Annotated in this window: 20 protein-coding genes; 10 read left to right on the plus strand and 10 right to left on the minus strand. The window is 35.8% G+C overall.

From position 1 onward, the window contains the following. Positions 1-149 precede the first annotated feature (149 nt). The 3 genes from D1094_RS10400 to D1094_RS10410 are packed head-to-tail and all read left to right on the plus strand — an operon-like array spanning position 150 to position 3,602. Complete coding sequence (locus D1094_RS10400; protein WP_182440153.1) at positions 150-1,355, plus strand: thiamine pyrophosphate-dependent dehydrogenase E1 component subunit alpha; 1,206 nt, start codon at positions 150-152, stop codon at positions 1,353-1,355. Between the two features lie 2 nt (positions 1,356-1,357). Further along, positions 1,358-2,335, plus strand: coding sequence for an alpha-ketoacid dehydrogenase subunit beta (locus D1094_RS10405; RefSeq protein WP_118960043.1), 978 nt, complete (start codon positions 1,358-1,360; stop codon positions 2,333-2,335). 19 nt (positions 2,336-2,354) lie between these two features. Continuing rightward, positions 2,355-3,602, plus strand: a complete 1,248-nt coding sequence (locus D1094_RS10410; RefSeq protein ID WP_118960044.1) for a dihydrolipoyllysine-residue acetyltransferase — start codon at positions 2,355-2,357, stop codon at positions 3,600-3,602. A gap of 180 nt (positions 3,603-3,782) precedes the next feature. On the opposite strand, the gene D1094_RS10415 is transcribed toward D1094_RS10410, so the two are convergent. Further along, positions 3,783-5,636 carry a M2 family metallopeptidase gene (locus D1094_RS10415; protein ID WP_182440154.1) on the minus strand — a complete coding sequence of 618 codons (1,854 nt, stop codon included), beginning with the start codon at positions 5,634-5,636 and terminating at the stop codon, positions 3,783-3,785. Between the two features lie 557 nt (positions 5,637-6,193). Here D1094_RS10415 and D1094_RS10420 point away from each other — a divergent pair. Next, positions 6,194-6,823, plus strand: coding sequence for a TetR/AcrR family transcriptional regulator (locus D1094_RS10420; protein WP_118960045.1), 630 nt, complete (start codon positions 6,194-6,196; stop codon positions 6,821-6,823). A gap of 108 nt (positions 6,824-6,931) precedes the next feature. On the opposite strand, the gene dsbB is transcribed toward D1094_RS10420, so the two are convergent. Together dsbB and nhaD are read right to left on the minus strand one after the other, a co-directional pair. Then, entirely contained in the window at positions 6,932-7,450 is a 519-nt protein-coding gene (gene dsbB / locus D1094_RS10425) for a disulfide bond formation protein DsbB (RefSeq protein ID WP_118960046.1), read from the minus strand. Positions 7,451-7,582: 132 nt separating this feature from the next. Then, on the minus strand, positions 7,583-8,983 hold the full coding sequence (nhaD, locus tag D1094_RS10430) for a sodium:proton antiporter NhaD (RefSeq protein WP_118960047.1): 1,401 nt from the start codon (positions 8,981-8,983) through the stop codon (positions 7,583-7,585). 262 nt (positions 8,984-9,245) lie between these two features. On the opposite strand from nhaD, the gene D1094_RS10435 reads away from it, so the two are divergent. The 3 genes from D1094_RS10435 (at position 9,246) to fadR (ending at position 12,430) form a co-directional block, all read left to right on the plus strand. Further along, entirely contained in the window at positions 9,246-10,373 is a 1,128-nt protein-coding gene (locus tag D1094_RS10435) for a PQQ-dependent sugar dehydrogenase (RefSeq protein WP_118960048.1), read from the plus strand. Positions 10,374-10,775: 402 nt separating this feature from the next. Further along, complete coding sequence (locus D1094_RS10440) at positions 10,776-11,444, plus strand: hypothetical protein (RefSeq protein ID WP_147361070.1); 669 nt, start codon at positions 10,776-10,778, stop codon at positions 11,442-11,444. Positions 11,445-11,716: 272 nt separating this feature from the next. Further along, the gene (fadR, locus tag D1094_RS10445) at positions 11,717-12,430 is read left to right on the plus strand and encodes a fatty acid metabolism transcriptional regulator FadR (RefSeq protein ID WP_118960050.1); all 714 of its coding nucleotides are present in this window, start codon (positions 11,717-11,719) and stop codon (positions 12,428-12,430) included. A 116-nt stretch (positions 12,431-12,546) separates the two neighbouring features. Here the strand turns inward: fadR and D1094_RS10450 are convergent, their stop codons facing one another. The 4 genes from D1094_RS10450 to D1094_RS10465 all read right to left on the minus strand — a co-directional run bounded on the left by D1094_RS10450 (position 12,547) and on the right by D1094_RS10465 (position 18,479). Beyond that, positions 12,547-14,157: a SpoVR family protein gene (locus D1094_RS10450; protein ID WP_118960051.1), complete on the minus strand. Its 1,611-nt coding sequence runs from the start codon at positions 14,155-14,157 to the stop codon at positions 12,547-12,549. Positions 14,158-14,174: 17 nt separating this feature from the next. Beyond that, positions 14,175-15,452 carry a YeaH/YhbH family protein gene (locus tag D1094_RS10455; protein WP_118960052.1) on the minus strand — a complete coding sequence of 426 codons (1,278 nt, stop codon included), beginning with the start codon at positions 15,450-15,452 and terminating at the stop codon, positions 14,175-14,177. A 93-nt stretch (positions 15,453-15,545) separates the two neighbouring features. Continuing rightward, positions 15,546-17,480: a PrkA family serine protein kinase gene (locus D1094_RS10460; protein ID WP_118960053.1), complete on the minus strand. Its 1,935-nt coding sequence runs from the start codon at positions 17,478-17,480 to the stop codon at positions 15,546-15,548. Positions 17,481-17,897: 417 nt separating this feature from the next. Next, positions 17,898-18,479 (minus strand): Fe-Mn family superoxide dismutase, encoded by a 582-nt coding sequence (locus D1094_RS10465; protein ID WP_118960054.1) that lies wholly within the window; start codon positions 18,477-18,479, stop codon positions 17,898-17,900. Positions 18,480-18,713: 234 nt separating this feature from the next. On the opposite strand from D1094_RS10465, the gene D1094_RS10470 reads away from it, so the two are divergent. Continuing rightward, the gene (locus D1094_RS10470) at positions 18,714-19,043 is read left to right on the plus strand and encodes a Grx4 family monothiol glutaredoxin (protein ID WP_118960055.1); all 330 of its coding nucleotides are present in this window, start codon (positions 18,714-18,716) and stop codon (positions 19,041-19,043) included. 100 nt (positions 19,044-19,143) lie between these two features. Continuing rightward, a complete protein-coding gene (locus D1094_RS10475) occupies positions 19,144-19,749 on the plus strand; it encodes a peroxiredoxin (RefSeq protein WP_118960056.1) in 606 nt (201 codons plus the stop codon). Between the two features lie 122 nt (positions 19,750-19,871). Here the strand turns inward: D1094_RS10475 and rnt are convergent, their stop codons facing one another. Continuing rightward, entirely contained in the window at positions 19,872-20,567 is a 696-nt protein-coding gene (rnt, locus tag D1094_RS10480; RefSeq protein ID WP_118960057.1) for a ribonuclease T, read from the minus strand. 300 nt (positions 20,568-20,867) lie between these two features. On the opposite strand from rnt, the gene D1094_RS10485 reads away from it, so the two are divergent. After that, positions 20,868-21,770, plus strand: coding sequence for an OmpA family protein (locus D1094_RS10485; RefSeq protein WP_118960058.1), 903 nt, complete (start codon positions 20,868-20,870; stop codon positions 21,768-21,770). 9 nt (positions 21,771-21,779) lie between these two features. Here the strand turns inward: D1094_RS10485 and D1094_RS10490 are convergent, their stop codons facing one another. Then, on the minus strand, positions 21,780-23,573 hold the full coding sequence (locus tag D1094_RS10490; RefSeq protein WP_182440155.1) for a GGDEF domain-containing protein: 1,794 nt from the start codon (positions 23,571-23,573) through the stop codon (positions 21,780-21,782). 151 nt (positions 23,574-23,724) lie between these two features. Continuing rightward, a complete protein-coding gene (locus D1094_RS10495) occupies positions 23,725-25,482 on the minus strand; it encodes a GGDEF domain-containing protein (RefSeq protein WP_182440156.1) in 1,758 nt (585 codons plus the stop codon). Between the last annotated feature and the right edge of the window lie 38 nt (positions 25,483-25,520).

A 25,520-nucleotide genomic window follows, 5' to 3' on the forward strand; every position in this document is an offset into this window, starting at 1 on the left:
ATTGACTATACTAATGTCAATTTATGTACTACCTCTTTAGCACGAAAGATAATAATAAAATAACGTCTAATGAGTGAATAAAAACAACAAGTGTGAATTCCACAAGTTCTCGCTATTAAATTAGCGTAACTGATAAGTAAGAGAATATTATGACCACTGAAAAATCTCCAGAAATACCCTCAGAGCTCTATGAAAAAGGACCGGTTGTTCATCAACCTGTTTTTATCGATGGTAGTAGTGTTGACATTCCTGAGCTAAAAATATTGCATCAAGATGGTACTATTTACCCTGATGCAGATATGCCTGAAATTGATGAAGCGCATGCCATCAAAATTTATAAAACATTAGCCTTTCATCGTGTACTTGATGAACGTATGGTCGCTTCGCAGCGTCAAGGTCGCTTAAGTTTCTATATGGCAGCATTAGGTGAAGAAGCGGCCAGTGTTGGCGGTGCAGCAGGCTTAAAACCACAAGATATGATCATGACTCAATATCGAGAGCAAGGTGCATTAATGTATCGTGGTTTTAGTCTTGAGAATTTTATGAACCAATTATTTAGTAATGAAAAGGATTTGGGTAAAGGTCGCCAAATGCCAATTCATTATGGTTCAAAAGAATTAAATTATTTAACGGTTTCTTCTCCGTTAGGTACCCAAATCCCTCAAGCAACAGGTTATGCCTACGGGCAAAAAGTGCAAGGCCTTGATGCAGTGACTATATGTTATTTCGGTGAAGGTGCCGCCTCTGAAGGTGATTTTCATGCAGGATTAAATATGGCTGCAGTACAAGAAGCGCCGGTTATCTTTTTCTGTAGAAATAATGGTTATGCTATTTCAACGCCAGCAGATGAACAGTTCAAAGGTAATGGCATTGCTTCTAGAGGTGTGGGGTATGGTATTAAAACTATCCGTGTTGATGGCAATGATATCCTTGCGGTATTAAAAGCGACGCAAATAGCGAGAGCTTATGCATTAAAAGAAAATGCACCGGTATTAATTGAAGCTATGTCGTACCGTTTAGGTGCACACTCTACTTCAGATGATCCTTCAGGTTACAGAACGCGTGAAGAAGAAGAGAAGTGGCAAGCTAACGATCCTATTTTGCGGATGAAAAACTGGATTCTTGCCCAAGGTTGGTGGGATGAAGAGCAAGATAACACCCTATTTGAAGGGTTACGTGAAGAGGTCTTAGCTGCTGTTAAGGTATCTGAGAAAATAGATAAGCCGCATATCGATACGCTTATTACAGATGTTTATGATGAACCTACTTCGCAACTCAAAGCACAGCTTGATGAAGTTAAAGCACATGTAAATAAATACCCAGAAGCTTATCCATTTACCGCGGGGAAATTTTAGTTATGGCACAAATGAATTTATTACACGCCATTAACAATGCGTTAGACATTGCTATGGCTGAAAATGATCGCACTGTTTGTTTTGGTGAAGATGTTGGACATTTTGGTGGTGTTTTTCGTGCAACAAGTGGTTTGCAAGATAAATACGGTAAAACACGTTGTTTTAACACCCCTTTAGTAGAGCAGGGCATTATTGGTTTTGCCAATGGCTTAGCTGCACAAGGCAGTGTTGCTATTGCTGAGATTCAATTTGCTGATTATATTTTTCCAGCTTTTGATCAAATTGTTAACGAGTCAGCTAAATTTAGATATCGTAGTGGTAATGAGTTTGATGTTGGTAAATTAACGATTCGTACACCATACGGTGGTGGTATTGCCGGTGGCTTGTATCATAGCCAATCACCAGAAGCTTACTTTGCTCATACTCCGGGTTTAAAGGTTGTTGTTCCACGAAACCCTTATCAAGCAAAAGGTTTATTACTTGCGTCTATTCGAGATGATAACCCAGTCGTTTTCTTTGAACCTAAGCGCTTATATCGTGCATCTGTAGGTGAAGTGCCTGAAGAAGATTACCAATTACCATTAGGTAAAGCTGAAGTAGTACAAGAGGGAAGTGACATTACACTTCTTGCTTGGGGCGCACAGATGGAGATTAATGAAAAAGCAGCTGAATTAGCGGCAAACGATGGTATTTCATGTGAAATAGTTGATTTACGTACTATTTTACCTTGGGATATTGAAACTGTTTGCCAATCAGTAATGAAAACAGGTCGTTTGTTGGTTAGTCAAGAAGCACCATTAACGGCGGGTTTTGCGAGTGAAATTGCAGCAACTGTACAAAGTGAATGTTTCTTACACTTAGAGTCGCCTATAGCAAGGGTTTGCGGTTTAGATACACCGTATCCTTTAGCATTAGAAAAAGAATATATTAGCGATCACTTAAAAGTGTATGAAGCCATTAAAGCTAGTGTAAATTACTAGACAATCGGAAATTATTATTATGAGCATTGATTTTATATTACCAGATATCGGCGAAGGTATTGTTGAGTGTGAGCTGGTTGAATGGTTGGTTAAAGAAGGCGATAAAATCGTTGAAGATCAGCCTATTGCCGACGTAATGACAGATAAAGCATTAGTGCAAATTCCTGCTATGCATTCTGGTGTTATTGAAAAACTTTATTATAAGCAAGGTGATATTGCTAAAGTACATGAGCCATTATTTGCAATGATTGCTGATGGTGCTGATGCTGAAAGTAGCGAGAAAAAAACAAAAGAAAAAACGGTTGAAGCATCTGAAAAGCCAGTTGAACAAGCTAGTGCTAGTAATGCTGCGACTTCTTCTGTTGTTAGCGCACCCGTTAGCCAAAAAACGTCAAATGGTAAAGCATTAGCAAGTCCTGCAGTCCGCCGCGTTGCTAGAGAATTAGACGTGAACATTCATGAAGTAGCAGGTAGTGGTAAAAAAGGGCGCGTCTACAAAGATGATGTGTTGGCATTTTGTCAGGATGATGTTGTTGCACCTATTCATGGAAAACCTTCAGGCGGCACAAGAACTGAAGCTATACGCGGCGTTAAAGCGGTTATGGCTAAAGCGATGCAAGAGTCAGTATCTACAATTCCACATTTTACTTACTGTGAAGAGATTGATTTAACTGAGCTGATAGCATTACGTAAAGAGCTAAAAGAAGTGTACGCGAAGCAAGATATAAAATTGACCATGATGCCATTTTTCATGAAAGCAATGTCTTTAGCGTTATCAGAATTCCCGTTAATTAACTCGCAAGTCAATGAAGATTGCACAGAGTTAACTTATTTTGACGATCATAATATTGGCATGGCAGTTGATTCAAAAGTAGGACTATTAGTCCCTAATGTGAAGCAAGTGCAATTAAAGTCAATTATTGATTTGGCAAATGATATTACAAAACTAACGAATGATGCACGTAGTGGACGTGTTGCCAGTAGCGACTTAAAAGGCGGTACGGTAACTATTTCTAATATAGGTGCTATTGGTGGAACTGTTGCGACACCTATCATCAATAAGCCTGAAGCAGCAATTGTTGCATTAGGTAAGTTACAAGCGTTACCTCGCTTTAATGCTAAAGGTGAAGTTGAAGCGCGTAGTATTATGCAAGTAAGTTGGTCTGGTGATCATCGTGTAATTGATGGTGGTACTATTGCTCGTTTTTGTAATCTTTGGAAGTCTTTCTTAGAGAAACCAACGAATATGCTGATGCATATGAGTTAAGCTTTTTGCATGGTTAAATACTAAGAAGTTAAAGAATAAGAAACGGAATAATAGAAAGCCCTAACACAGTTATGAGTTAGGGCTTTTTTAATGCTAATTGAATGAGTTAATTGCAACTCATTTAAGTTAAGGTTAGCTTAAATGAGTGCTATATTGCTCAAACATCAATTGCTTAGGTTATTAAAATCCACACTGTTTACCTTGGTTTTTATCTTTCAACCAAACGTGTAATGGCTCGAAATAATCTAAAATAGCACTCGCATCCATTTGTTCGTTTCCAGTAACGACTTTATATGCTTGTTGCCATGGTTTACTTGAACCCATTTCTAACATGGTATTAAGTGCTTCACCGGCTTCTTTACTGTTATAAATAGAACAGCGATGAATTGGATCGGTATTACCTGAAATTTCACATAATGCACGATGGAATTCAAATTGTTGAATATGTGCTAAGAAATAACGAGAATACGGAACACCACCTGGTACATGGTATTTTGCACCGGGATCAAATGCCTCGTCATCACGTGCAATAGGCGCTGCCACACCTTGATACTTCTCACGTAACTCCCACCACGCAGTGTTGTAATTCTCAGGAGTTACTTCACCTGAGTATACTTTCCAACGCCATTGATCGACTAACAAGCCAAAAGGGATAAAAGCAATTTTATCTAACGCTTGCTTCATTAATAAGCCAATATCTTTAGACTCATTTGGAATAGTTTCAATCAAACCAATTTCTTTTAAATACTTAGGGGTAACTGATAAAGCAATGGTGTCACCAATCGCTTCATGGAAACCATCATTAGCACTGTTTTGAAAAAATACTGGTTGGTCTTTATAGGCACGTTGATAAAAGTTATGTCCCAACTCGTGATGAATAACGTTAAATTCTTCACCCGTTTTTTGAATACACATTTTAATACGAATATCGTCTTTTGCATCTAAATCCCATGCTGAAGCATGACATACCACATCACGATCTGCTGGTTTAGTAAATAATGAACGTGTCCAAAATGTTTCAGGTAAAGGATCAAAGCCTAGCGAGGTGAAGAATGTCTCTGCACCTTCAACCATTTTAATTTCATCATAGTTGTGTGCAGCAAGTTGTTTAGTAACATCGTAACCTGGATCTGCATTATCAGGCGCAACTATGTCATAAATGTTACCCCATGATTGAGCCCACATATTACCTAATAAATGAGCTGGGATAGGCTTATCTTGTGGTACTTTATCTTCGCCATACTGTTCGCCAAGTTCTGATCTTACGTAACAATGCAAATCGTCATATAGGGGTTTAACTTGTCCCCATAACCTATCTAATTCTTTGGCGAATTCATCAGCAGGCATGTCATAATTAGAGCGCCACATTGCACCTAAGTCTTTATAACCTAAACCATTTGCTCCTTCATTAGCTAATTCAGCTTGACGAGTATATAAAGGTTTCATTTCAGGACTTACTTCACGCCAGCCAGCCCACAGTTCAAGTAATTCATTGTAGTCTCGTGAGGTAGACATTTTTGCGCCCATGTCAACAAGGCTGAGTTTTTCACCCGATTTTGTTGTGTAAGTACCTTTACCATAGATACTGCCTAGTTTAGCGCCAATTTGAGCTAGCTCCGCAGATTTTTCGGAATCTTGAGGGGCGGGTAAAACTAAGCTTTGTTTAAGAATATCTAATTGGCGGCGCTGAGTTTCTGTAACATCCACCTTATCAAATTTTGCAGCTTGCATCGCAAACCTAACACCAGCTTCAGTTGATTTTTGATCTGCCTCTGCAGCTAACGATGCCGTATCTTCGGTGATAAAGTTAGCGTATATCCAAGCTGCACGTGCGCCAGAAAGATTTAATTCAACCATTTCTTTTGCAACATCATCAAGAAACTTTTGAGCATCGGCACTTGTTAAAGTGCTTTGAGAGCTTATTTCAGTTTCTGTATTTTTACTTGATACATTGCTATTAGTACAAGCTGCGAGTGACGCGGCAACAACTAATGCAATACCTGTGTATTTAAATGTTTTAGTAATATTATTCATTATATATATCGTTGTTGGTTAAGGAGTTTATAGGTAAATTCGAGGCGTATAGCTATGCCAAGATAGAATTAAGTATATTAAATTGTGCTATTGATACAATGTTTTTGCGTTAATTAGTTTTACTGAAACGGCAAATAAAAAAAAGCTCATTCAAGGGGATTGAATGAGCCAAACAACAACATGAAACTTTTAAAAAACAAGTGCTTAAAATCTACTTTCTTAAAAAGCAAAGAAATGATAACGAGTAAGCTTGTTGCTTACTGTATTGATTGCGTAACGATTTGTTATTTTATGAAGAAAGAATTGATAAGGTAACTCTGGAAATTGTGCCAAAAAAAAGACTCAGGGAGTGATTGACAGATCAGGTCTCTGAGTCAGGAATAACATGTATTCATTTATAGGAGTCGTCAAATGTAAAAATAGTTCAAATTTTATTTAAAGTATTTTCTCTTTCGCTTAAAGACTTGACCTATAAAAGTTAAATGCGGTATTTTAAACAGGTGTTTAAACTGACTGTTTGCTAACTACTGTTCTCGGTCACTAATGTATTGAGATGTATGAGTACTAAAAATAAAATATTAGATGCAGCAGAATTGTTATTTGCTGACAAAGGCTTTAACGGCACATCATTGCGAGAAATTACCGGTTTAGCATCGGTAAACTTAGCGGCAGTAAATTACCATTTTGGTTCGAAAAAAGAGCTAATTAAAGCTGTTATGTCACGCTATATGGATGAGCTTTCACCGAGGTTAGAAAGTGCACTATTACAATTATGTGAACGTGATGATAAACCAACGCTACATGAAGTTTTTTCTGCATTCATTGAACCGTTACTTTATTTAAATCAGTACCGAGAAAACGGCACCAGTACTTTTTTGCAGTTACTAGGTCGAGGTTATACTGATAGTCAGGGCTTTTTAAGGTGGTTTTTAACAACACAATATCCAAACGTGTTTGCTAATTTTACCGAAGCAGTACATAAAGCTTATCCAGAGCTTTCAGCAGAAGAAATGTTTTGGCGATTACATTTCACCATGGGCACCATTGTTTTTACTATGTCTTCAAGCGATGCACTTATTGATATAGCAGCTAATGATTTTAGCCGAGAAGTTGATATCTCAGGTGTTATTGAAAAAGTAATTCCTTATGTTGCTGCTGGCGTAGCAGCACCTATTTCCAATAAATGAAAACTCAAAAGCTCAACACACCTTCCCATAATATAAAATCAAGAAGACGGTAATAACCGCCTTCTTGATTGTTTTATCCTAAATATTATTACTTAACATATAGTGGTGTTAAAATTTTCTTGCGATGACTAATCTGTTCAATAGAATCAAGAAAAATGCCATTGCATATCCAGCATAAACTACAACCATCCACTGCGGCATACTGTAGCCTAAAAATTGCCAGCTTATTTCTCCACAATCTCCCGTTGCTTCAAATAAGAATGGCATCCACTCGTGTAATGGTGCCCAAGTAGGGAAGTTAGGCGTAAACTCACAGCTAAAAAATAGTGATGCAGTACTGCTTTGCATTTCAACATGTTCAAGAGCAATAATTAAGCCCCAGATAGAGCCTGTTGCCCATAATGAATAGGCCAATAATCTTGCTAACATATACTGGTGTAGTTTGCTTCCTATCAAGCCAGCAGCAATGATTGCTGCTATGGCTAAGCGCTGATAAACGCACATTATGCAAGGTGCTAAATCCATGACATATTGAAAGAATAAGGCGCAAAGCTCTAGTGCTAAAGCCGAAAGGGCTAATAATACCCAAGCTTGTGCTTTTGTGGTGATATCACTTAAAAAATTCATTTGTATACCTTTGAAAATAATTATTTTCCTCATAAAAAAAGCTTCTATTAATAGAAGCTTTTTAATCATATCATGCTAACACGTTATATCGACCTCAATGTTTATTTTGAGAGGATAATTAAGTGTAAAGAATTAATTCAATAGTAAATGAACCCAGATACTTGCAGCGTAACCAATCGCAATTACTGGCGTCCATTTTAAATGGCTAAAGAATGTATAATAACCACGTGCTTGCCCCATTAGCGCAACACCAGCAGCAGAGCCGATTGATAATAAACTACCACCAACACCCGCTGTTAAGGTCACTAATAACCACTGAGTATGTGACATTTCAGGTTGCATAGTAAGGACTGCAAACATGACCGGGATGTTATCAACAATTGCAGATAAAATACCGACTAAAATATTCGCATTCGTTGCACCTAACTGACCATACATAAATTCAGATACAAGACCTAAGTAACCGATAAACCCTAAGCCGCCAACAGCTAAAATTACACCGTAGAAGAAAAATAGTGTATCCCACTCTGATTTAGCTATTTTATCAAAAATATCGAAGTTATCAGGATTCGTTCTACCTGCGGGTACATCAGAAGTATTAAGCTTGCCTAACCCTGATCTACGTATATAGTAACCAAAAAGTTTTAAATAAGCTAAACCTAACATCATACCGAATACTGGTGGTAAATGTAGGAAGTTGTGGAATGAAACAGCAGTAATAATCGTTAAAATGAATAAACCTACAATAGTTAAACCACCGTGTTTAATTTGAGTCATTTCTCCCGTACCCTGTTTTGGACTACCGCTAGGTAGGAAAAAGGACATAATAAACGCTGGTATAACAAAATTAACCACTGAAGGAATAAATAACGAAAAGAATTCAGTAAATTGAATTATACCTTTTTGCCATACCATTAATGTGGTGATATCACCGAATGGGCTAAACGCACCACCCGCATTAGCGCCAACAACAATGTTTACACAAGACATAGCAACAAACTTAGGTTCATCTTTACCTACAGCGAGCACTACAGCACACATTATCAATGCCGTTGTTAAGTTATCAGCAATAGGCGAAATGAAGAATGCTAGTATACCTGTTAACCAAAACAGTGCTTTATAACTAAAGCCTTTCTGAACTAACCAATCTCTTAACGCATCAAATACATTTCGCTCTAACATAGCGTTAATGTAAGTCATAGCAACTAATAAGAAGAAGAATAACTCTGCGTATTCAAGGAAGTTGTGTCTAATAGCAACTTCAGCGGCATGAGGCATACCTTGCGAGCCATAAAATGCAGCAATTAGAATCCAAATTAATCCTGCAGCGAGTAATACGGGTTTTGATTTTCTTAAGTGTAGTTGCTCTTCAAGAATAACTAATGTGTAAGAAAAAACAAAAATAGCGATGGCGGTATAACCAATCCAGTGAGTTGTTAAATCAATGGATTGATGAGCAGCGTCTGAAGCTAAAGCCATACTAGGAAATAGTATCGCAATAACTGCCAATAATAAGAATGAAATCGGTTTCATATTGGTCTCTAAATTAGGGTTAAGTTAGTTGGTGTCAATGTGGGGGCGAATTCTACCAAAAAATTTACAAAATGATACAACAAACCGTTTGATTCTGATTTATTTGGCTGATTTCAAGAATATGTTTGATTTATAACAAATACAGCTACTGTTTAGTTATGAACTTGTGCTGTAAGAGCCACATAAATTGCTGTGGTTTTAAATCACGTGTGAATTGATTATGATGTAAAATAGCTTACTTAAATATTATTCATAAACGCCAATGAAAAAAATCATCTTACTCCTTACTATTGCACTAACCGCTTTTACATCCGCTACGGCGCAAGTTATAACCCAAGTGCCACAAGAGATTGCTCACTCAAATAATCAACTTTCTGCAAAGCAAGTTGTTAAACTTGATGGTATTCCGTGGGGAATGGCATGGTTACCTAATCAAGATATGCTGATCACTATGCGAGGTGGAAAATTACGCTTAGTTAAACAAGGTAAGCTTATAAGCGAAGAAGTTAGTGGTTTGCCAAAGATTGAAGTCGCTAATCAAGGTGGTTTATTAGATATTGCAATACACCCAAACTATGAAAAAAATGGATGGATTTATTTTTCTTACAGTAAAGCTGATGGGCATGGCAACAAAAGTACGGCGATTATGCGTGCAAAATTAAAAGGTATGGCATTAATAGAACAAGAAGATATATATATTGCGCAAGCGTATAGTAACAAATCTTCGCATTTTGGTAGTCGTTTAGCTTTTGATAAGTCAGGCTTTTTATATTTCTCTATTGGTGATAGAGGTCAAAGAGATAAAAATCCTCAAGATATTAGTCGCGATGCGGGTAAAATTTATCGTTTACATGATGATGGACGCATACCTGCTGATAACCCCTTTGTTGATAATGAAGCAGCTAAAAAAGCTATCTATTCTTATGGGCATAGAAACCCTCAGGGAATGGCTATTCACCCAGCAAGTGGCGCTATCTGGGTAAATGAACACGGTCCTAAAGGTGGCGATGAAGTTAACATCATTCAAAAAGGTAAAAATTATGGTTGGCCCGTCATTAGTTATGGTATTAACTATTCGGGATCAAAATTTACTGAACTTACTATGAAAAAGGGCATGGAGCAGCCTATTTGGTATTGGGATCCTTCTATTGCGCCTTCAGGGATGAACTTTATAACAGGTGATAAATACCCTGATTGGCAAGGCAACGTATTAGTTAGCTCGTTAAAGTTTGGTTACGTAGTTATGTTAACGTTGCAAAACAACCAAGTGATTAAACAAGAAATTATTAAAGATGAACTGACTCGTGTTCGAAACGTGAAGCAGGGACCTGATGGTTATATCTATGTGGCTGTTGATGGGCAAGGCATTTATAGATTAATACATTACTAATGAGTATGATTTGAATTAATTGTCAATTTGCAATTAGTATCAAGGTTACTTAATTAGCTGTAGTTTTTTCTTAATGTCACTTAAGTTAGAAATCTAAGGTATCTACTTTATTTTAATATAAACAACTTCAAAAATTAGGGAGAAACTCGACTGCCATTTAAACTGTAATTTTTAATCGATTATGACGTTTATGTTGATAAATGTGTAAAGCTTTGCTTTACCTCTTGATGATTAACTCCTAATTAAAGTTGTGTCGAGCTTTCCTCTATTCCTAAAGTAGTCAAAATAAATCGTGAATATGTATATCGTATGGTTGTCGTTATCAGAAATGTACCTATTATTGCCTATAAAACTTTAATATGTTATTAAGTTTATGGGATTTTTAAAAAAGGGGGGCTTGAAGTGCTTAAGAGTATATTATTAGTGGGGGTATTCTTATCAGGTTGCGCGCTATTATATCTTGGCGCAACACGAGGGGCTTCCCATGAAAATAAAATTAAAGAGTTTCTCCAGAATAAACGTACCTTTTCTTCATTGTTTATGTCTCAAAAATCAAAGGTAGAGTCTGAATTCACTTATTTATCTGGTAAGTATGCAGAAAATAAATTGGAGCTATGTCAAAAACTCAACGCTACTCTAGGTCTTATTGCTAATGAAATTAAACCTACCGTAAATCAGTTGACCCCTGTTACTGATCAACTTGCATATTTTAATTTGGATGTTGAAGAAAAAATATTCATAGATGATTTCTTTAAATATGTTAAAAATCAAAGGTCTGAAGAAGGTGTTGTATGGGAACTAAAGTTTGGGCTTCAGTTGAAAGGTAATGAAAAATGTGAAAAAAACCTAGTTACTGCTTCAGATATTCTATTTCCTCGTCTTAAAGGCCGGACCATCGATGATATCAGTAATTACTTAGTTAGCGATTCATTAATATATCGCGAAGCTGAAAATACTTTACAGTCGTATAGGTTTATTTTTAAATTTGATGATTCAAATACATTATTTGACTATTATCTAGTAAGCAATGAAAGTATGAATCTAGCCTATGCTCAAAGGGTCAATTATTAATAATATCGTATTACACTTGTTTAAAAAAAACTTGGAGTATTATATCTTGCTTACCTATCGGAACATCCCCACTTTTAGCCTGTAACTACCATTTATATGTACCCAATAAGCTTCTGATTCATTAAGGCTTTTTAAAGTGTTAGGTTGTCGATAAATTTCAATTTAAATGGCATTAATCAAAGCAGTTAATACTCAAGACTTGTACCAAATTGATGTTCTGGTACAATCAGTTGTTAAATTTTTCTTTTCCTTAATTTAGGTAGTTCTAGACCATGGTCATAAAAGCTCAAAGCCCTGCTGGGTTTGCTGAACAGTATATAGTAGAGTCAATCTGGAATGGTGGCTTTCCACCGGGCTCAATCTTACCGGCAGAACGAGAACTTTCTGAATTAATAGGGGTGACAAGAACGACCTTACGTGAAGTTTTACAACGCTTGGCGCGTGACGGTTGGTTAACCATTCAGCATGGTAAACCTACAAAAGTAAATAATTTTTGGGAAACGTCAGGGTTAAATATCTTAGAAACGTTAGCGCAATTAGATCACGATGGTATCCCTGAGTTAGTTGATAACTTACTCTCTGCTCGAACAAATATCAGTGCTATTTATATTCGTGGTGCCATTAAAAATAATCCTGAAAAAACAATTGAGCTATTACAAGAATATAAAAATGTAGAAGATACCGGTGAAGCGTTTGCCGAGTTTGACTATAAGTTAAATAAAGAGCTTGTTGTCGCTTCTGGTAACTCAATCTATTTATTAATCCTTAATGGTTTTCGAGGATTATATTCTCGTATAGGTAGTTTGTACTTTAGCCATCCAAAAGGACGAAAAATTTCTCGTGATTATTACGAAAACTTAATTGATTTAGCCAAAGCGAATCGATTTGACGAATCTGTTTTAGCCGTAAGAAAATATGGTATCGAGTCGGGCCAATTATGGTCTGAATTAAAAGATGATGTCTTTAAAGAGTTATCTGAAGATTAGTCATATTTATCCGTCCAGATAATAGAAAGCCAGATAATAGAAAGCCACCTAATAGTTTATTTAGTGGCTTTTTTAATTAATGTGTCTCATCTTAATATGTATATTGTACTGAAGTGTTAGTTGGTTTGTTTCTTTTGCTCAGGGCAGCTAGCAATGATTTGATCAACACCTTCTTTATCTTCTTGAATTATTTTTACATCAAACTGCCATAAAAAGTGTAAGTGCTTTAAGACTTCATTTTTTGAATCACCTAAAGCCACATCATTATGTGGTGTATAGCGTAAAGTTAATGCGCGATCGCCTTCAATATTTGCATCGATAATTTGAATGTTAACCTCTAAATTACTTAGGTTATATTGATTTGCTAAATTTTCTCTTACTTTTTTATAACCTTGTTCATTATGAATCGCACCAATTTCAACAAAGTTATTCTCACTATCGTCGTGTATGTGAAATAATTTAAAATCTCTAATGAGCTTAGGTGATAAATATTGGCTAATAAAGCTTTCATCTTTAAAATTTTCCATAGCAAAATGAACGGTATCTAACCAGTTACTGCCCGCTATTTCAGGGAAATATTGTTTATCTTCATCAGTTGGCTCTTCACAGATACGGCGAATATCCATAAACATATTAAAACCTAAGGCATATGGGTTTATACCTGAATAATAACGACTGTTATATTCTGGTTGGGCGACTACACTAGTGTGACTATGTAAAAACTCGATCATAAACTTATCAGTCACTAAACCTTCATCATATAAGTGATTTAATATAGTGTAATGCCAAAAACACGCCCAACCTTCATTCATCACTTGCGTTTGTTTTTGAGGATAAAAGTACTGTGATATTTTTCGGACAATACGCACTATTTCACGTTGCCAAGGTTTTAACAACGGTGCATTTTTCTCAATAAAATAGAGAATGTTTTCTTGTGGCTCAGTAGGGAACTTATAGCGCTTTTTACAGTCTGATTTTTCTGCTTTAGGTAATGTTCTCCATAACGAGTTTACTTGTGATTGTAAGTATTCTTCTCTTTCCTTTTGGCGCTTTAACTCTTCATCAAGTGATATTTTTTGAGGCCTTTTATATCGGTCAACGCCATGATTCATTAACGCATGACACGCATCAAGCGTAGCCTCAACCTCGCTAATACCATATTTAAGCTCACAATCTGCAATATAGTTTTTTGCAAAGAGTAAATAATCAATAATAGAGCTAGCATCGGTCCATGCCTTGAACAAATAGTTTCCCTTAAAAAATGAATTGTGACCATAGCAAGCATGTGCCATTACTAAGGCTTGCATGGTCATGGTGTTTTCCTCCATTAAATATGAAATACAAGGGCTAGAATTAATGACAATTTCATAAGCTAGCCCCATTTGACCTCGTTTATAATTTTGTTCTGTTTGAATGAATTTTTTACCAAATGTCCAGTGACTATAACCTATTGGCATGCCAACACTTGCGTAAGCATCCATCATTTGTTCTGCGGTAATGACTTCAATTTGGTTAGTATAAGTATCTAATCTGTAGTGTTTTGCAACTCTGGCTATTTCTTTTTGGTATAAGTCGAGCGATTCGAAGGTCCAATCAGAACTGTCATCGAGAGGTGGACGGTTATTAACCTTTTCTTTAGCTTTTTTCTGGGTGCTGCTGGCTGTCTTTTTATGCGTTGAATTTTTTTCAACCGGTTTATTACTATTGTTATGTGTTGATGTCGCCATATTATCACCTATTCCTTTTACGCTGCATTTTGAGTGTTTTTCTTAAAAAGCTCTCTAAATACAGGGTATATATCATCGACTGATTTGATATGTTGCATCGCAAAGTTTGGATTAGCTTCAGCCACTTGTTGATAATGTTGCCAAAGCGTTTGGTGAGCACGTTGTGTTATTTCAATATAACTAAAATACCGACTTCTTGGCAGGATATTTTGTTCTAACAACGTCTTGCAGCGTGGGGAGTCGTCAGCCCAATTATCACCATCAGAGGCTTGTGCACCGTAGATATTCCACTGGCTTTCACTGTAACGCTCATTAATTATTTGATTCATTAACTCCAAGGCACTAGAGGCAATAGTGCCGCCAGTCTCTTGAGAGTAGAAGAAGTCATGCTCATTTACTTCTTTTGCTTGAGTGTGATGGCGTATATAAACCACATCAATATTTTCATAGGTTCTGCTTAGAAATAAATAGAGTAAAATATAAAAGCGCTTGGCCATTTCTTTAGTTGCTTGATCCATAGAGCCAGAAACATCCATCAAGCAAAACATTACCGCTTTTGAAGTCGGAACCGCTTGTTTTGCATAATTTCTAAAGCGTAAATCAAAGGTATCTATAAAAGGTACTTTAGCTATTTTACCTTTTAACTCTTTGATTTCTTGTATTAACTGTCGTTCTTCTTGGATATGATCAAGCTTATCATTTTGTAAGGTAGCTAGCTTTTGTTCTAAGTCTTTAAGCGCTTTTCGTTTACTTGAAGTCATTGCTATTCTACGAGCAATTGAGCCTTGTAAAGATTTAACAATATCAATATTAGAGGGAACACCTTCTGCGCAATAACCAGAACGAACGGTTTTATATTCTATTAATTTATCAAGTTGATTTTTCTCTAAATTGGGCAATTCAAGGTCTTCAAAAAGCAGGTTTAAATATTCGTCTTTAGAGATAGAGAAAGTAAAATCATCTTCACCTTCGCCGCTATCACTTGCATCACCTTGTCCTGAACCTTGACCTTGTTGCTTAGGAGGTCTTGGTATTCTATCGCCAGAGCAAAATTGATCATTGCCGGGGTGAACTCTGTCTTTTGTACCGCCGCTACCTTGATGAAACACAGGCTCAGATAAATCCTTCCTTGGAATGACTATATTTTCGCCAGATTCAATATCAGTTACACCGCGCTGATTAATTGCATCAGAGACAGACTTTTTAATCTGATTTTTATAGCGTCGTAGAAAACGCTGACGGTTGACAGTACTTTTATTTTTACTGTTTAGCCGTCTATCAATAAAGTTAGCCATATTTTCTCCTTTTCTCTTTTTTATTCAACAACGTATTAGTACCTTGTTGAATAACTTGCTGCTGCATTGTCTAAACAATGAAAGAGAAACAGCTTAAGAAGATTTTCTCACACGTAAATACCACTCCGACAATAATCTAACTTGTTTTTGGGTATAGCCTTTACTCATCATACGTTCAACAAAATCATCATGTTTTTGCTGATCGTCAGCAGAGGTTTTCGCGTTAAAGGAGATAACAGGTAATAAATCTTCAGTGTTTGAGAACATTTTCTTTTCAATCACAGTGCGAAGTTTTTCATAACTCGTCCACGCAGGATTTTTGCCGTTGTTATTTGCTTTGGCACGTAAAACAAAATTAACAATTTCATTTCTGAAATCTTTTGGATTACTTATTCCTGCGGGTTTTTCAATTTTTTCTAATTCTTCATTTAAGGATTGGCGATCAAATAACTGTCCTGTTTCGGTATCACGATATTCTTGATCTTGAATCCAGAAATCAGCATAAGTTACATATCGATCAAAGATGTTTTGACCGTATTCAGAGTAAGACTCTAAATACGCTGTTTGAATTTCTTTACCTATAAACTCAATGTACTGCGGTGTTAAATACCCTTTAATAAACTCTAAATATCGATCGGTTGTTTCTTTAGGTAATTGCTCACGTTCAACTTGTTGTTCAAGTACATAAAATAGATGAACAGGGTTGGCAGCCACTTCACCGCTATCAAAATTGAATACGCGCGATAATATTTTAAAAGCAAAGCGCGTTGATAAGCCTGACATACCTTCATCAATACCTGCGTAATCTTTATATTCTTGAAATGATTTTGCTTTTGGATCCGTATCTTTTAATGTTTCACCGTCATACACACGCATTTTTGAGTAAATGCTTGAGTTGTCAGGTTCTTTTAAGCGTGATAACACTGAGAACTGTGCTAGCGTTTCTAGGGTATCAGGTGCACATTGTGCATTTTTCAATTCACTGTGTTCGAGTAGCTTTTTATAAATATTAACTTCTTCAGAGACACGCATACAATAAGGTACTTTGACAATATAAACACGGTCTAAAAACGCTTCATTATTTTTATTATTTCTAAAGGTTTGCCATTCTGACTCATTCGAATGCGCTAATAAAATGCCATTAAAAGGCAGGGCTGATAGGCCTTCAGTAGGGTTGTAATTACCTTCTTGTGTTGCGGTTAATAATGGATGAAGCACTTTAATAGGTGCTTTAAACATTTCAACAAACTCCATTAAGCCTTGGTTTGCTCTACATAAAGCGCCAGAATAACTATAAGCATCAGCATCATTTTGCGCATAATGTTCTAGTTGTCTTATATCGACTTTACCCACTAATGCTGAAATATCTTGATTGTTATCATCACCAGGCTCAGTTTTTGCAATAGCAATTTGATCTAAAATAGAAGGATATACTTTAACCACTTTAAATTGAGCAATATCACCTTTAAATTCGTGAAGTCGCTTAGCGGCCCAAGGTGAAATAATATTGTTTAGATAGCGCTCAGGAATATTGTATTCATCTTTTAAAATTTTACCGTCTGAATGCGCATCAAAAAGGCAAAAAGGGTGGTCGTTTACAGGGCTTCGTTCACCATTAGCACTGAGGACGTATATAGGCTCTTGCTGCATTAATGCTTTAAGTTTCTCTGCTAAAGATGATTTACCACCACCAACAGGGCCTAATAAATAGAGAATTTGTTTTTGTTCTTCTAAACCCTGAGAAGCATGTTTTAGGTAGGCAACAATTTGCTCTATGGCTTCTTCCATACCATAAAAGTCTTCAAAAGCAGGGTAACGATTAATGACCCGATTAGAAAAAATGCGACTCAACCTAGGGTCTGTTGCGGTATCAACTGGTACAGGCTCGCCAATTGCTGAAAGTAAACGTTCAGATGCGCTGGAATAGGCAAGTTTATTATCTTTACAGATAGCTAAAAACTCTTGCAAGCTAAACTCTTCCTGTTGAGCTTGTTCATAACGCGCTTGATAATGTTGAAATATACTCATAACTACCTCCAAAAAAGTGGAAAGTTAATTAATGTATTCCACTTACTAAGTTAGATAAATTAAGCCAAGAATATTAAATATTGAGCTTTGTTATTCCAAGGCATAAACATACCTGCCATATTCTAAGGTTAGTTGTTTAAACTCATTTTGCTAATAAAAAAAGGTAAATAAATTGTAACTTTAACTAAAAAAAGTTACATGAGATCAATTGATTAATTAATGAATATTGCCTAGAGGGTTCTAGGGGGGGGATCATATTTATATAGATAAAATGAGAAAAGTTGTTAAAAGTATTGAAAATTACGTGGTGAGTTTGGATTGTTGAAAAATAAAAAAAATCGCAATAGATTAATGATCGATTGCGATGTTTTAACTAAACTAAATTCTAATTTGAATTGAGTTTTATGGCGCTAGTCTCTATGCAAAATTCTTACTTGCAAAATCCCAGTTAGCTAGTTGCCAAAAAGCCTCTAAATAATTTGGGCGTAAGTTTCTATAATCAATGTAATAAGCGTGTTCCCATAAATCGACAGTGATTAACGGTGTTACACCTTCATCAGTTAATGGTGTTGCAGCATTTGATGTGTTAACAATAGCTAAACTACCATCGGCATTTTTTACTAACCAAGTCCAGCTTGAGCCAAAGTTGTTAATTGCACTGTCTGTAAATTTAGCTTTGAATTCGTCGAAACTACCAAAGTTGCTATTAATAGCGGCTAATAAATCACCACTTGGTTCACCACCACCGTTAGGGCTTAAGCTATGCCAGTAGAAAGTGTGGTTCCAAATTTGTGCAGCATTATTAAATACACCAGCAGATGAAGTTTTTACGATATCTTCTAAAGATTTCCCTTCAAATTCAGTACCTTTAATAAGTCCATTAAGCTTAACAACATAAGTATTATGATGCTTTGAATAATGAAAAGATAACGTTTCTGCTGAAATATGTGGCTCTAACGCATTTTGTTCGTAGGGTAGTGCCGGTAATTCGATTGTCATTATGCTCTCCTAGTCTAAGATATTGCACACCCATATGTAAGAAAGGGGTGTGTTTTATATAAAACTTGAGTAAAATACTCAGGTATTACCATTATATAGGTATTACTTAGTTAACTATCAAGTAGAATTTTTAAAAAATTTGCTAAATTCTAGCAACTGATTGTATTGGTTATGTTGAAAACGTAGTTTACGTCACCATAACCAATACAATTAGCATTAATTATAGAGGTTATCATGGATACAATTGAACGTATTAAAGAGCAAATTAGTGAAAACTCAGTTTTATTATATATGAAGGGTTCTCCTAAATTACCAAGCTGTGGTTTTTCATCACAAGCATCTCAAGCACTTATTTCGTGTGGAGAAAAATTTGCATACGTTGATATTTTACAAAACCCTGATATTCGTGCCGAATTACCAAAGTATGCTGATTGGCCTACGTTCCCTCAATTATGGGTTGAAGGTGAGTTGATTGGTGGTTGCGATATTATTTTGGAAATGTTTCAACAAGGCGAATTACAAACTATTGTAAAAGAAGCCGCAGAAAAAAGTTCAGCAGAGTAATTGAATTTTTAATATCTGCCACAATACATACTATAAGTATAAATAGTCGCGCGTAAGCGTAAGTAATAATTTATTATTCAATAAGAAAATGGAGCAAAGAATGAGCGTATTAGTTGGTCGTCCAGCACCAGATTTTACTGCAGCAGCAGTATTAGGTAGTGGTGAAATTGTAGATAGCTTTAACTTAACTGAAGCAATTAAAGGTAAAAAAGCGGTAATTTTCTTCTACCCATTAGATTTTACTTTTGTTTGTCCTTCAGAGTTATTAGCATTTGATCACCGTTTTGAAGAGTTCAAAAGCCGTGGCGTTGAAGTGATTGGTGTTTCAATCGATTCTCAGTTCTCTCACAATGCGTGGAGAAACACACCGGTAAACGACGGTGGTATTGGTCAAGTACAATACACGTTAGTTGCTGATGTTAAACATGATATTTGTCAAGCATACGATGTAGAGCACCCAGAAGCGGGCGTGGCATTTCGTGGTTCTTTCTTAATTGATGAAGAAGGTAACGTTCGTCACCAAGTTGTTAACGATTTACCATTAGGTCGTAACGTTGATGAAATGATCCGTATGGTAGACGCTTTACAATTCCATCAAGAGCATGGTGAAGTATGTCCTGCTGGTTGGAACAAAGGCGATAAAGGTATGACAGCGTCACCTGAAGGTGTTGCTTCTTATTTAACTGATAATGCTGACAAATTATAATTATTGATATAGTTTGTTATCTATGAATAAAAAAACCGCGTAAGCGGTTTTTTTGTGTCTGCTAATTTAATATCCTGTCAGAGTTATATTTGAGATTTATTTTTACAGGTTATTTACAATCTTTATTCACTGGGCTCTATGGCTAATGGCCAACCACCTAATGCTTGCCATTTGTTGACTATATGACAAAACAGCTCAGCTGTTTTTTCTGTATCGTACAAGGCACTGTGCGCTTCGCTATTATTAAAATCTATTTCAGCAGCTTCACAGGCTTTTGCTAGCACTGTTTGTCCTAAGGCAAGACCTGATAGTGTCGTAGTATCAAAACTTACAAAGGCATGGAATGGGCTTCGTTTAATTGCACATCTTGCTGTTGCTTCATTTAAAAAACCTAAATCAAAGGCAGCATTATGAGCAACAATAATTGCGCGTTGACAACCGGCTAATTTCATTTTTTTTCTAACCAGTTTAAATAACGTTTTTAGGGCGTCTTTTTCATCAACGGCCCCTCTTAAAGGGTTAGATGGATCAATACCAGTAAACTCTAATGCTGCAGGCTCTAAATTGGCTCCTTCAAATGGATTGATATTGAACTGAATGGTTTCATCAATAGAAAGCTCACCTGATTGCTCGTCAAGACACAACATAGAAGCTGCTAATTCAAGTAAAGCATCTGTTTTTGCATTAAAACCTGCTGTTTCAACATCAATGACTACAGGGAAATATCCTCTAAAACGTTTCGAAAAAAGCGGTTTCTTTTCAGTTGGATCGTTTGGTGATGACGTTGAATTTTGTGTTTGATCGTTATTTTCAGACATGGATTAATCGTAGAACTTAATTAGGTTACAGCAAGGGCTAATTATTACAGATATTCATTATAAAAACGAGCTACAATAAAAACACAATAAAGAAATACTATAGCGATGTATATAAAGTATATATTGCGTAGCAAAAATGTACCGTGATTATTAACTTGATTTAGGCTATTAGCCTGCTTTAGATAAAACAAGAATTATTTGTAATAAACTGCTAAAGTTATTTTATTCTAGGGCGATAAATTGTACATAACCCTAAATGCTGCTTTTATAATAGTTGCTAACTAATATTGTGTCATCTTTATGAAAAATATTCTAAACACTGTGAATAGCTTTTTATCTACCAGTATCGCTGTAGGCATCTGCTCGCTAGCTCTATCGTGTGACGCCAATGCGGGTATTCGTCAATACCGAGCTGATCTTGAAAATTCACAATGGCAGCTTGCTAACAATTCTCGCTTACAATGTACTCTAGCGCATCAAATCCCTAATTATGGTGAAGCAAAATTTTCAGCTAAAGCAAGTCGCAAGCTCAATATGGAGTTTGAATTAGATATGATGCTTTTGCCTGATAACTACTCTTTAGCCGAAGTCAGAAGTGTCGCGCCAAAATGGCAGCCAGGTAAGGGAGGCAGAAGCTTAACAAATATGCAACTGCATAAGCACTTTAATCCAAGCCTGCCTAAAAAAGTCGCGTGGACTATGCTGAGTGAACTTGATCAAGGCATGAGCCCAACATTTTATTATAATGATTGGTACAGTGACCAAGATAAAATATCGGTTGGTCTATCGACTGCTCGCTTTAAAAAGGCTTATCAACAATTTGTCGGTTGTGTTGGTAATTTACTCAATTATAGTTTTGATGATATTTCTTATACAGTACTTAATTATCAATCAAGTAGTGATAAATTCACTAAAGCGTCACAAAGACGGATTGATATGATACGAGAATATTTAAGTTTAGATCCTGAGCTTGAGTTAGTCTTAATTGATGCATACTCAGATAGTTATGGCGGACGTTGGTCAAACTTGAAGTTGTCGGAACGTCGAGCAGCTAAAATACGCGATTATTTTGTTAAAAATGGTATAGATGCGAGTCGAATTGAGGCAAAAGGCTATGGTGAGAAACGCCATATATCGTCAAATAGTACAACGTTAGGTCGAGGTAAAAACCGACGCGTAGTTATTCAAATGCAAAAACCATAAACTAAACTATTAACGATAAGTATTGGTACAGTTTCTTCCATGTTGTTTTGATGAGTACATGGCGTTATCTGCATCGGCGAGTATGTCAGTTAAATCTTCGCCTGAAATATTTACATCACTAACGCCAAAACTTGCGCTGATTCGGCTCTTTAAACCAAGCGCTGCATAATCTATTAAGTTAATAGCACGACGACACTTCTCGGCCACATCTTCAGCCATGGTTAAATCGAAATCAGGCAAAATGATAGCAAACTCTTCCCCACCTAAACGGCCGAGTAAATCTTGGTGACGCAATTGCGCTTTACAAGTATTCGCTACTTCTTTTAGTACCTTATCACCCATTGCGTGGCCAAAGGTATCATTAATCTGCTTAAAATGATCTAGATCGAAAATAATACATGAAAGGGGATGCTGATATATCTTTTGTTCTTTAAGTAACATATTGGCTAACTCAAAAAAATGTCCTCGACTATTAACGCCTGTTAAATGGTCAATGTTTGCTAGTTGTTTGAGCTTTTGTTGCGTTAGCCAAGAATTGTATACCCAAGAAGATCCAAGTGTCAGTAAGCCGACCAAAATCATAACAATTAATATAATAGTTTGTTCTTTTTCTTGTGCTATTTCATGTTGTGTTTTTAAAAATATATTGGTTTTGTTTAATAGCGAAATTTTATTATTATTCTCAATATCTTTATGTTGTACTAATTGAAAAGTTAGGTGTTTTTCTTGCGTGGTAATTATTAATTCACTGTTTACCGCATCATATAGCTTATGGTACTCAAGCGCTTGGTGGAAGTTCCCCTCTAGTTGCGCTGCTTGAAATAAGATTTTATATACCTTTTTTCTATCTTTTAAAGAACTACTTTCTTTGAAAAGCATTTTTGCTTTAATTGCGTATTTTTTTGCTTTGGCAATTTGATTTTTTTGCCAAAAAACTTCAGCAAGAAGTCGATAACTGCTGCTAATAAGTGGGTTGTAATTTGTTGCATTAATTTTTTCTATATAAGGTTGAACAGCATTTAAAGCCTTGTTAGTTAATTTACCCTGCAAGTATTTTGTTGCTTGGTAAAGTCTAATGTAGCCTAAAAATATTGCTTCGTTAATATCTTTACATGCATCAATTCCTTCAAAAAAATCAGCTTCTTTTAATAACAAACTATTACTTTTTAGCTTAACTTCTAGTTGTAATTTTTTTGAAATACAAATATTGCGAGGAGAAATACTATCTTTCAAAACCTGTAAACTGTATTGGTAAGCTAAGTCGTATTGCTCTAATTTAATATAAAAATCAATTACGGTCATCAACCCTAATTGTTTATAATATCGAGTAATTTTAAAGTCTATTTTTGATAACGTATCTAGTTGCTTTAAACCATCTCGCCACCTTTTTTGCTCAGTGTATAAATTTATTAAGCTGTAAGTAGCGCGATATTTAAGGGTGTTACTAGCGTCACTCTCTATAAGCGATAATAATAGAGGCTCAACTTGCTGGTAATCTCCTTGAAAGCCCCATTGAATAGCCGTTAAATACGTTAAATAGTGTCTTTGTTCTACCGTTAAAAAGGCCTGTTTTTTTAGTTTATCCAGCAAGCTTTTGCTTACAGGGTTGTTACTACTGCGTAAATTATTGGCTTTATTTAGCATTGCATCTATATCTTGCTCAGTTAATGCTCGTTCAGAAATGACTTTGTTATTTGGAGTGACCTGAACGTTATTAGTGGTAACCAGTGCATTTACTTGAGGTACTGAAAAGAAACAGAGTAATGCTACCTGAAAATAAACGTTACTTAAAAGGGGACGCAACAGTTTGCTTAATAGGTTTGCTGTTGAAGTATCAAGTATTATTGAGCTGTTTAAAAAACTCTTTAAATGCTTCTTTAATAGTGTAATCAATATCGTAAATGTGTTCATCTGTGTTAAAACATTTAAAAAGTAGTTTTTATGCATGAAGTAACTACCTATAAACGTTTACACAGTTTCTGCCATGATGCTTAGAAGAGTACATTGCACTATCCGCATCGGCTAATAACCGTGTAAAATTATAATCAACTTGTTCAGTGCCGCTTACGCCAAAACTTGCGGTAACAGCTGTGTTTATCCCGATTTCTGCAAAACTTATACTTGCAACGGCAGTTAAGCATCTATTTGCAATATCTTCAGCTACCAGTAAAGTACATTCGGGCAAAAGAATAGCAAATTCTTCACCACCAATTCTTCCTATAAAGTCGTTCGGCCTGCAGATATGCTTACATGTTAAACTGACTTGTTGTAATACGGTATCACCAGCAATGTGACCAAATTTATCATTTATGCTTTTAAAATGGTCTAAATCAAACATGATACAACTTACAGGTTTTTGAACAGCTTGGCACTGCTCTAAAGCTTGTTGTCCTTGTACAATAAATTGAGCGCGAGTATTTACCTGTGTTAAATAATCGTATTCAGTTAATAATTTTAGTTTTTGTTGAGTAAGCCAAGATTTGTAGCCCCAAAAAAATAAGGTGATTAACAGCACAATTAATAAAATAATCAGTAATAAATGATTACCTTCTTGTTGCTGAGTTAAATGTTGCGTGCTTGAAAATATACTGTTTTGTTGGCTAATGCGCTTTATTTCTTCTTTTCTTTGGTAGTCACTTTGTTTTGCTAATTGAAAAGCTAATTGTTTCGCTTGTTCTTCATCAGCAACCTTTTGTTTTACTTTACTGTAAAGTCGGTGGTATTGAAAAGCCTGCTCAAACCTACCTTGTCTCTCAGCAAGTTGTGATAATAATTTATAGGTAATAATGCTTTGCTGAGTATCTGCTAGTCGTGGTAGTTTCTTTTGCGCTAAAGTAATATATTTTTCAGTATTAGCAATATCCCCTTGTTGCCAATACGCTTTTGCAATTAAGTTATAAGTAAGGTTAATTAATGTAGGAAAGTTAGTTGTAATAACCTCATCTATATTAGGCAATAATAATGTTAGTGCTCGTTCAGCTTGTTGATTAAATAAATCTAATTCGGCTAAATAGCTACGTAAAAGGTTTGTTATCAAGGGTTCATTTGCTTGATGACAAAAACTAATACTTTTACTTATGTGCTCTATTAATGTTTCAGTATTTAAAATGCCTACTTGTTCAGACTTTGTTAACAACAACCGTAAATTTACTAGCGCATATTGTTGATGAATGAAACAAGTATCTCGTATATCAGTAATGTCACTTTGTTTGACTTGTTCTAAATAATGAAGTGCCTCTTGATATTGACCAAGTTGATTAAAAAAAGCTGTAACAGTGATTAAAGCACCTTGTGCTAGTTTTTTATCATCGGCATTGTTGATTAAATCAATGAGTTTTTGAATGTGCAACAAGCCTTGTTCCCACTGTTGTGTAATTGAAAAAACAGTGATTAATGTTTCATGGGCTCTAAGTCTTAATTGTGGTTGTTGACTCGTTTTTATTAATTGCTTAAATAACGGGATAGCTGCTTGATAATTTGCACTAAATGTAAATTGGTAGGCACGTAAATAAGTGAGGTATTCTTTTTGCTGTTTAGATAACTGATTAGCTTTACTGTGCAGGTAACTAATTATATTGACTGACAATTGATTATGACTACTTCGCTTATCATCGGCTTGTTGTAATAAATCATCAAATGACGAATTAACAAAATCAATGTTTGAACTGTAGATATTACCAGACTCTATACTTTCAGCTTGGTTTGTACTCACGAATAGTTGAGCGTGTGTTTTTGACGTAAAAACAAGCA

Source organism: Colwellia sp. RSH04, from assembly GCF_003545765.1.
Lineage (GTDB): Bacteria > Pseudomonadota > Gammaproteobacteria > Enterobacterales > Alteromonadaceae > Colwellia.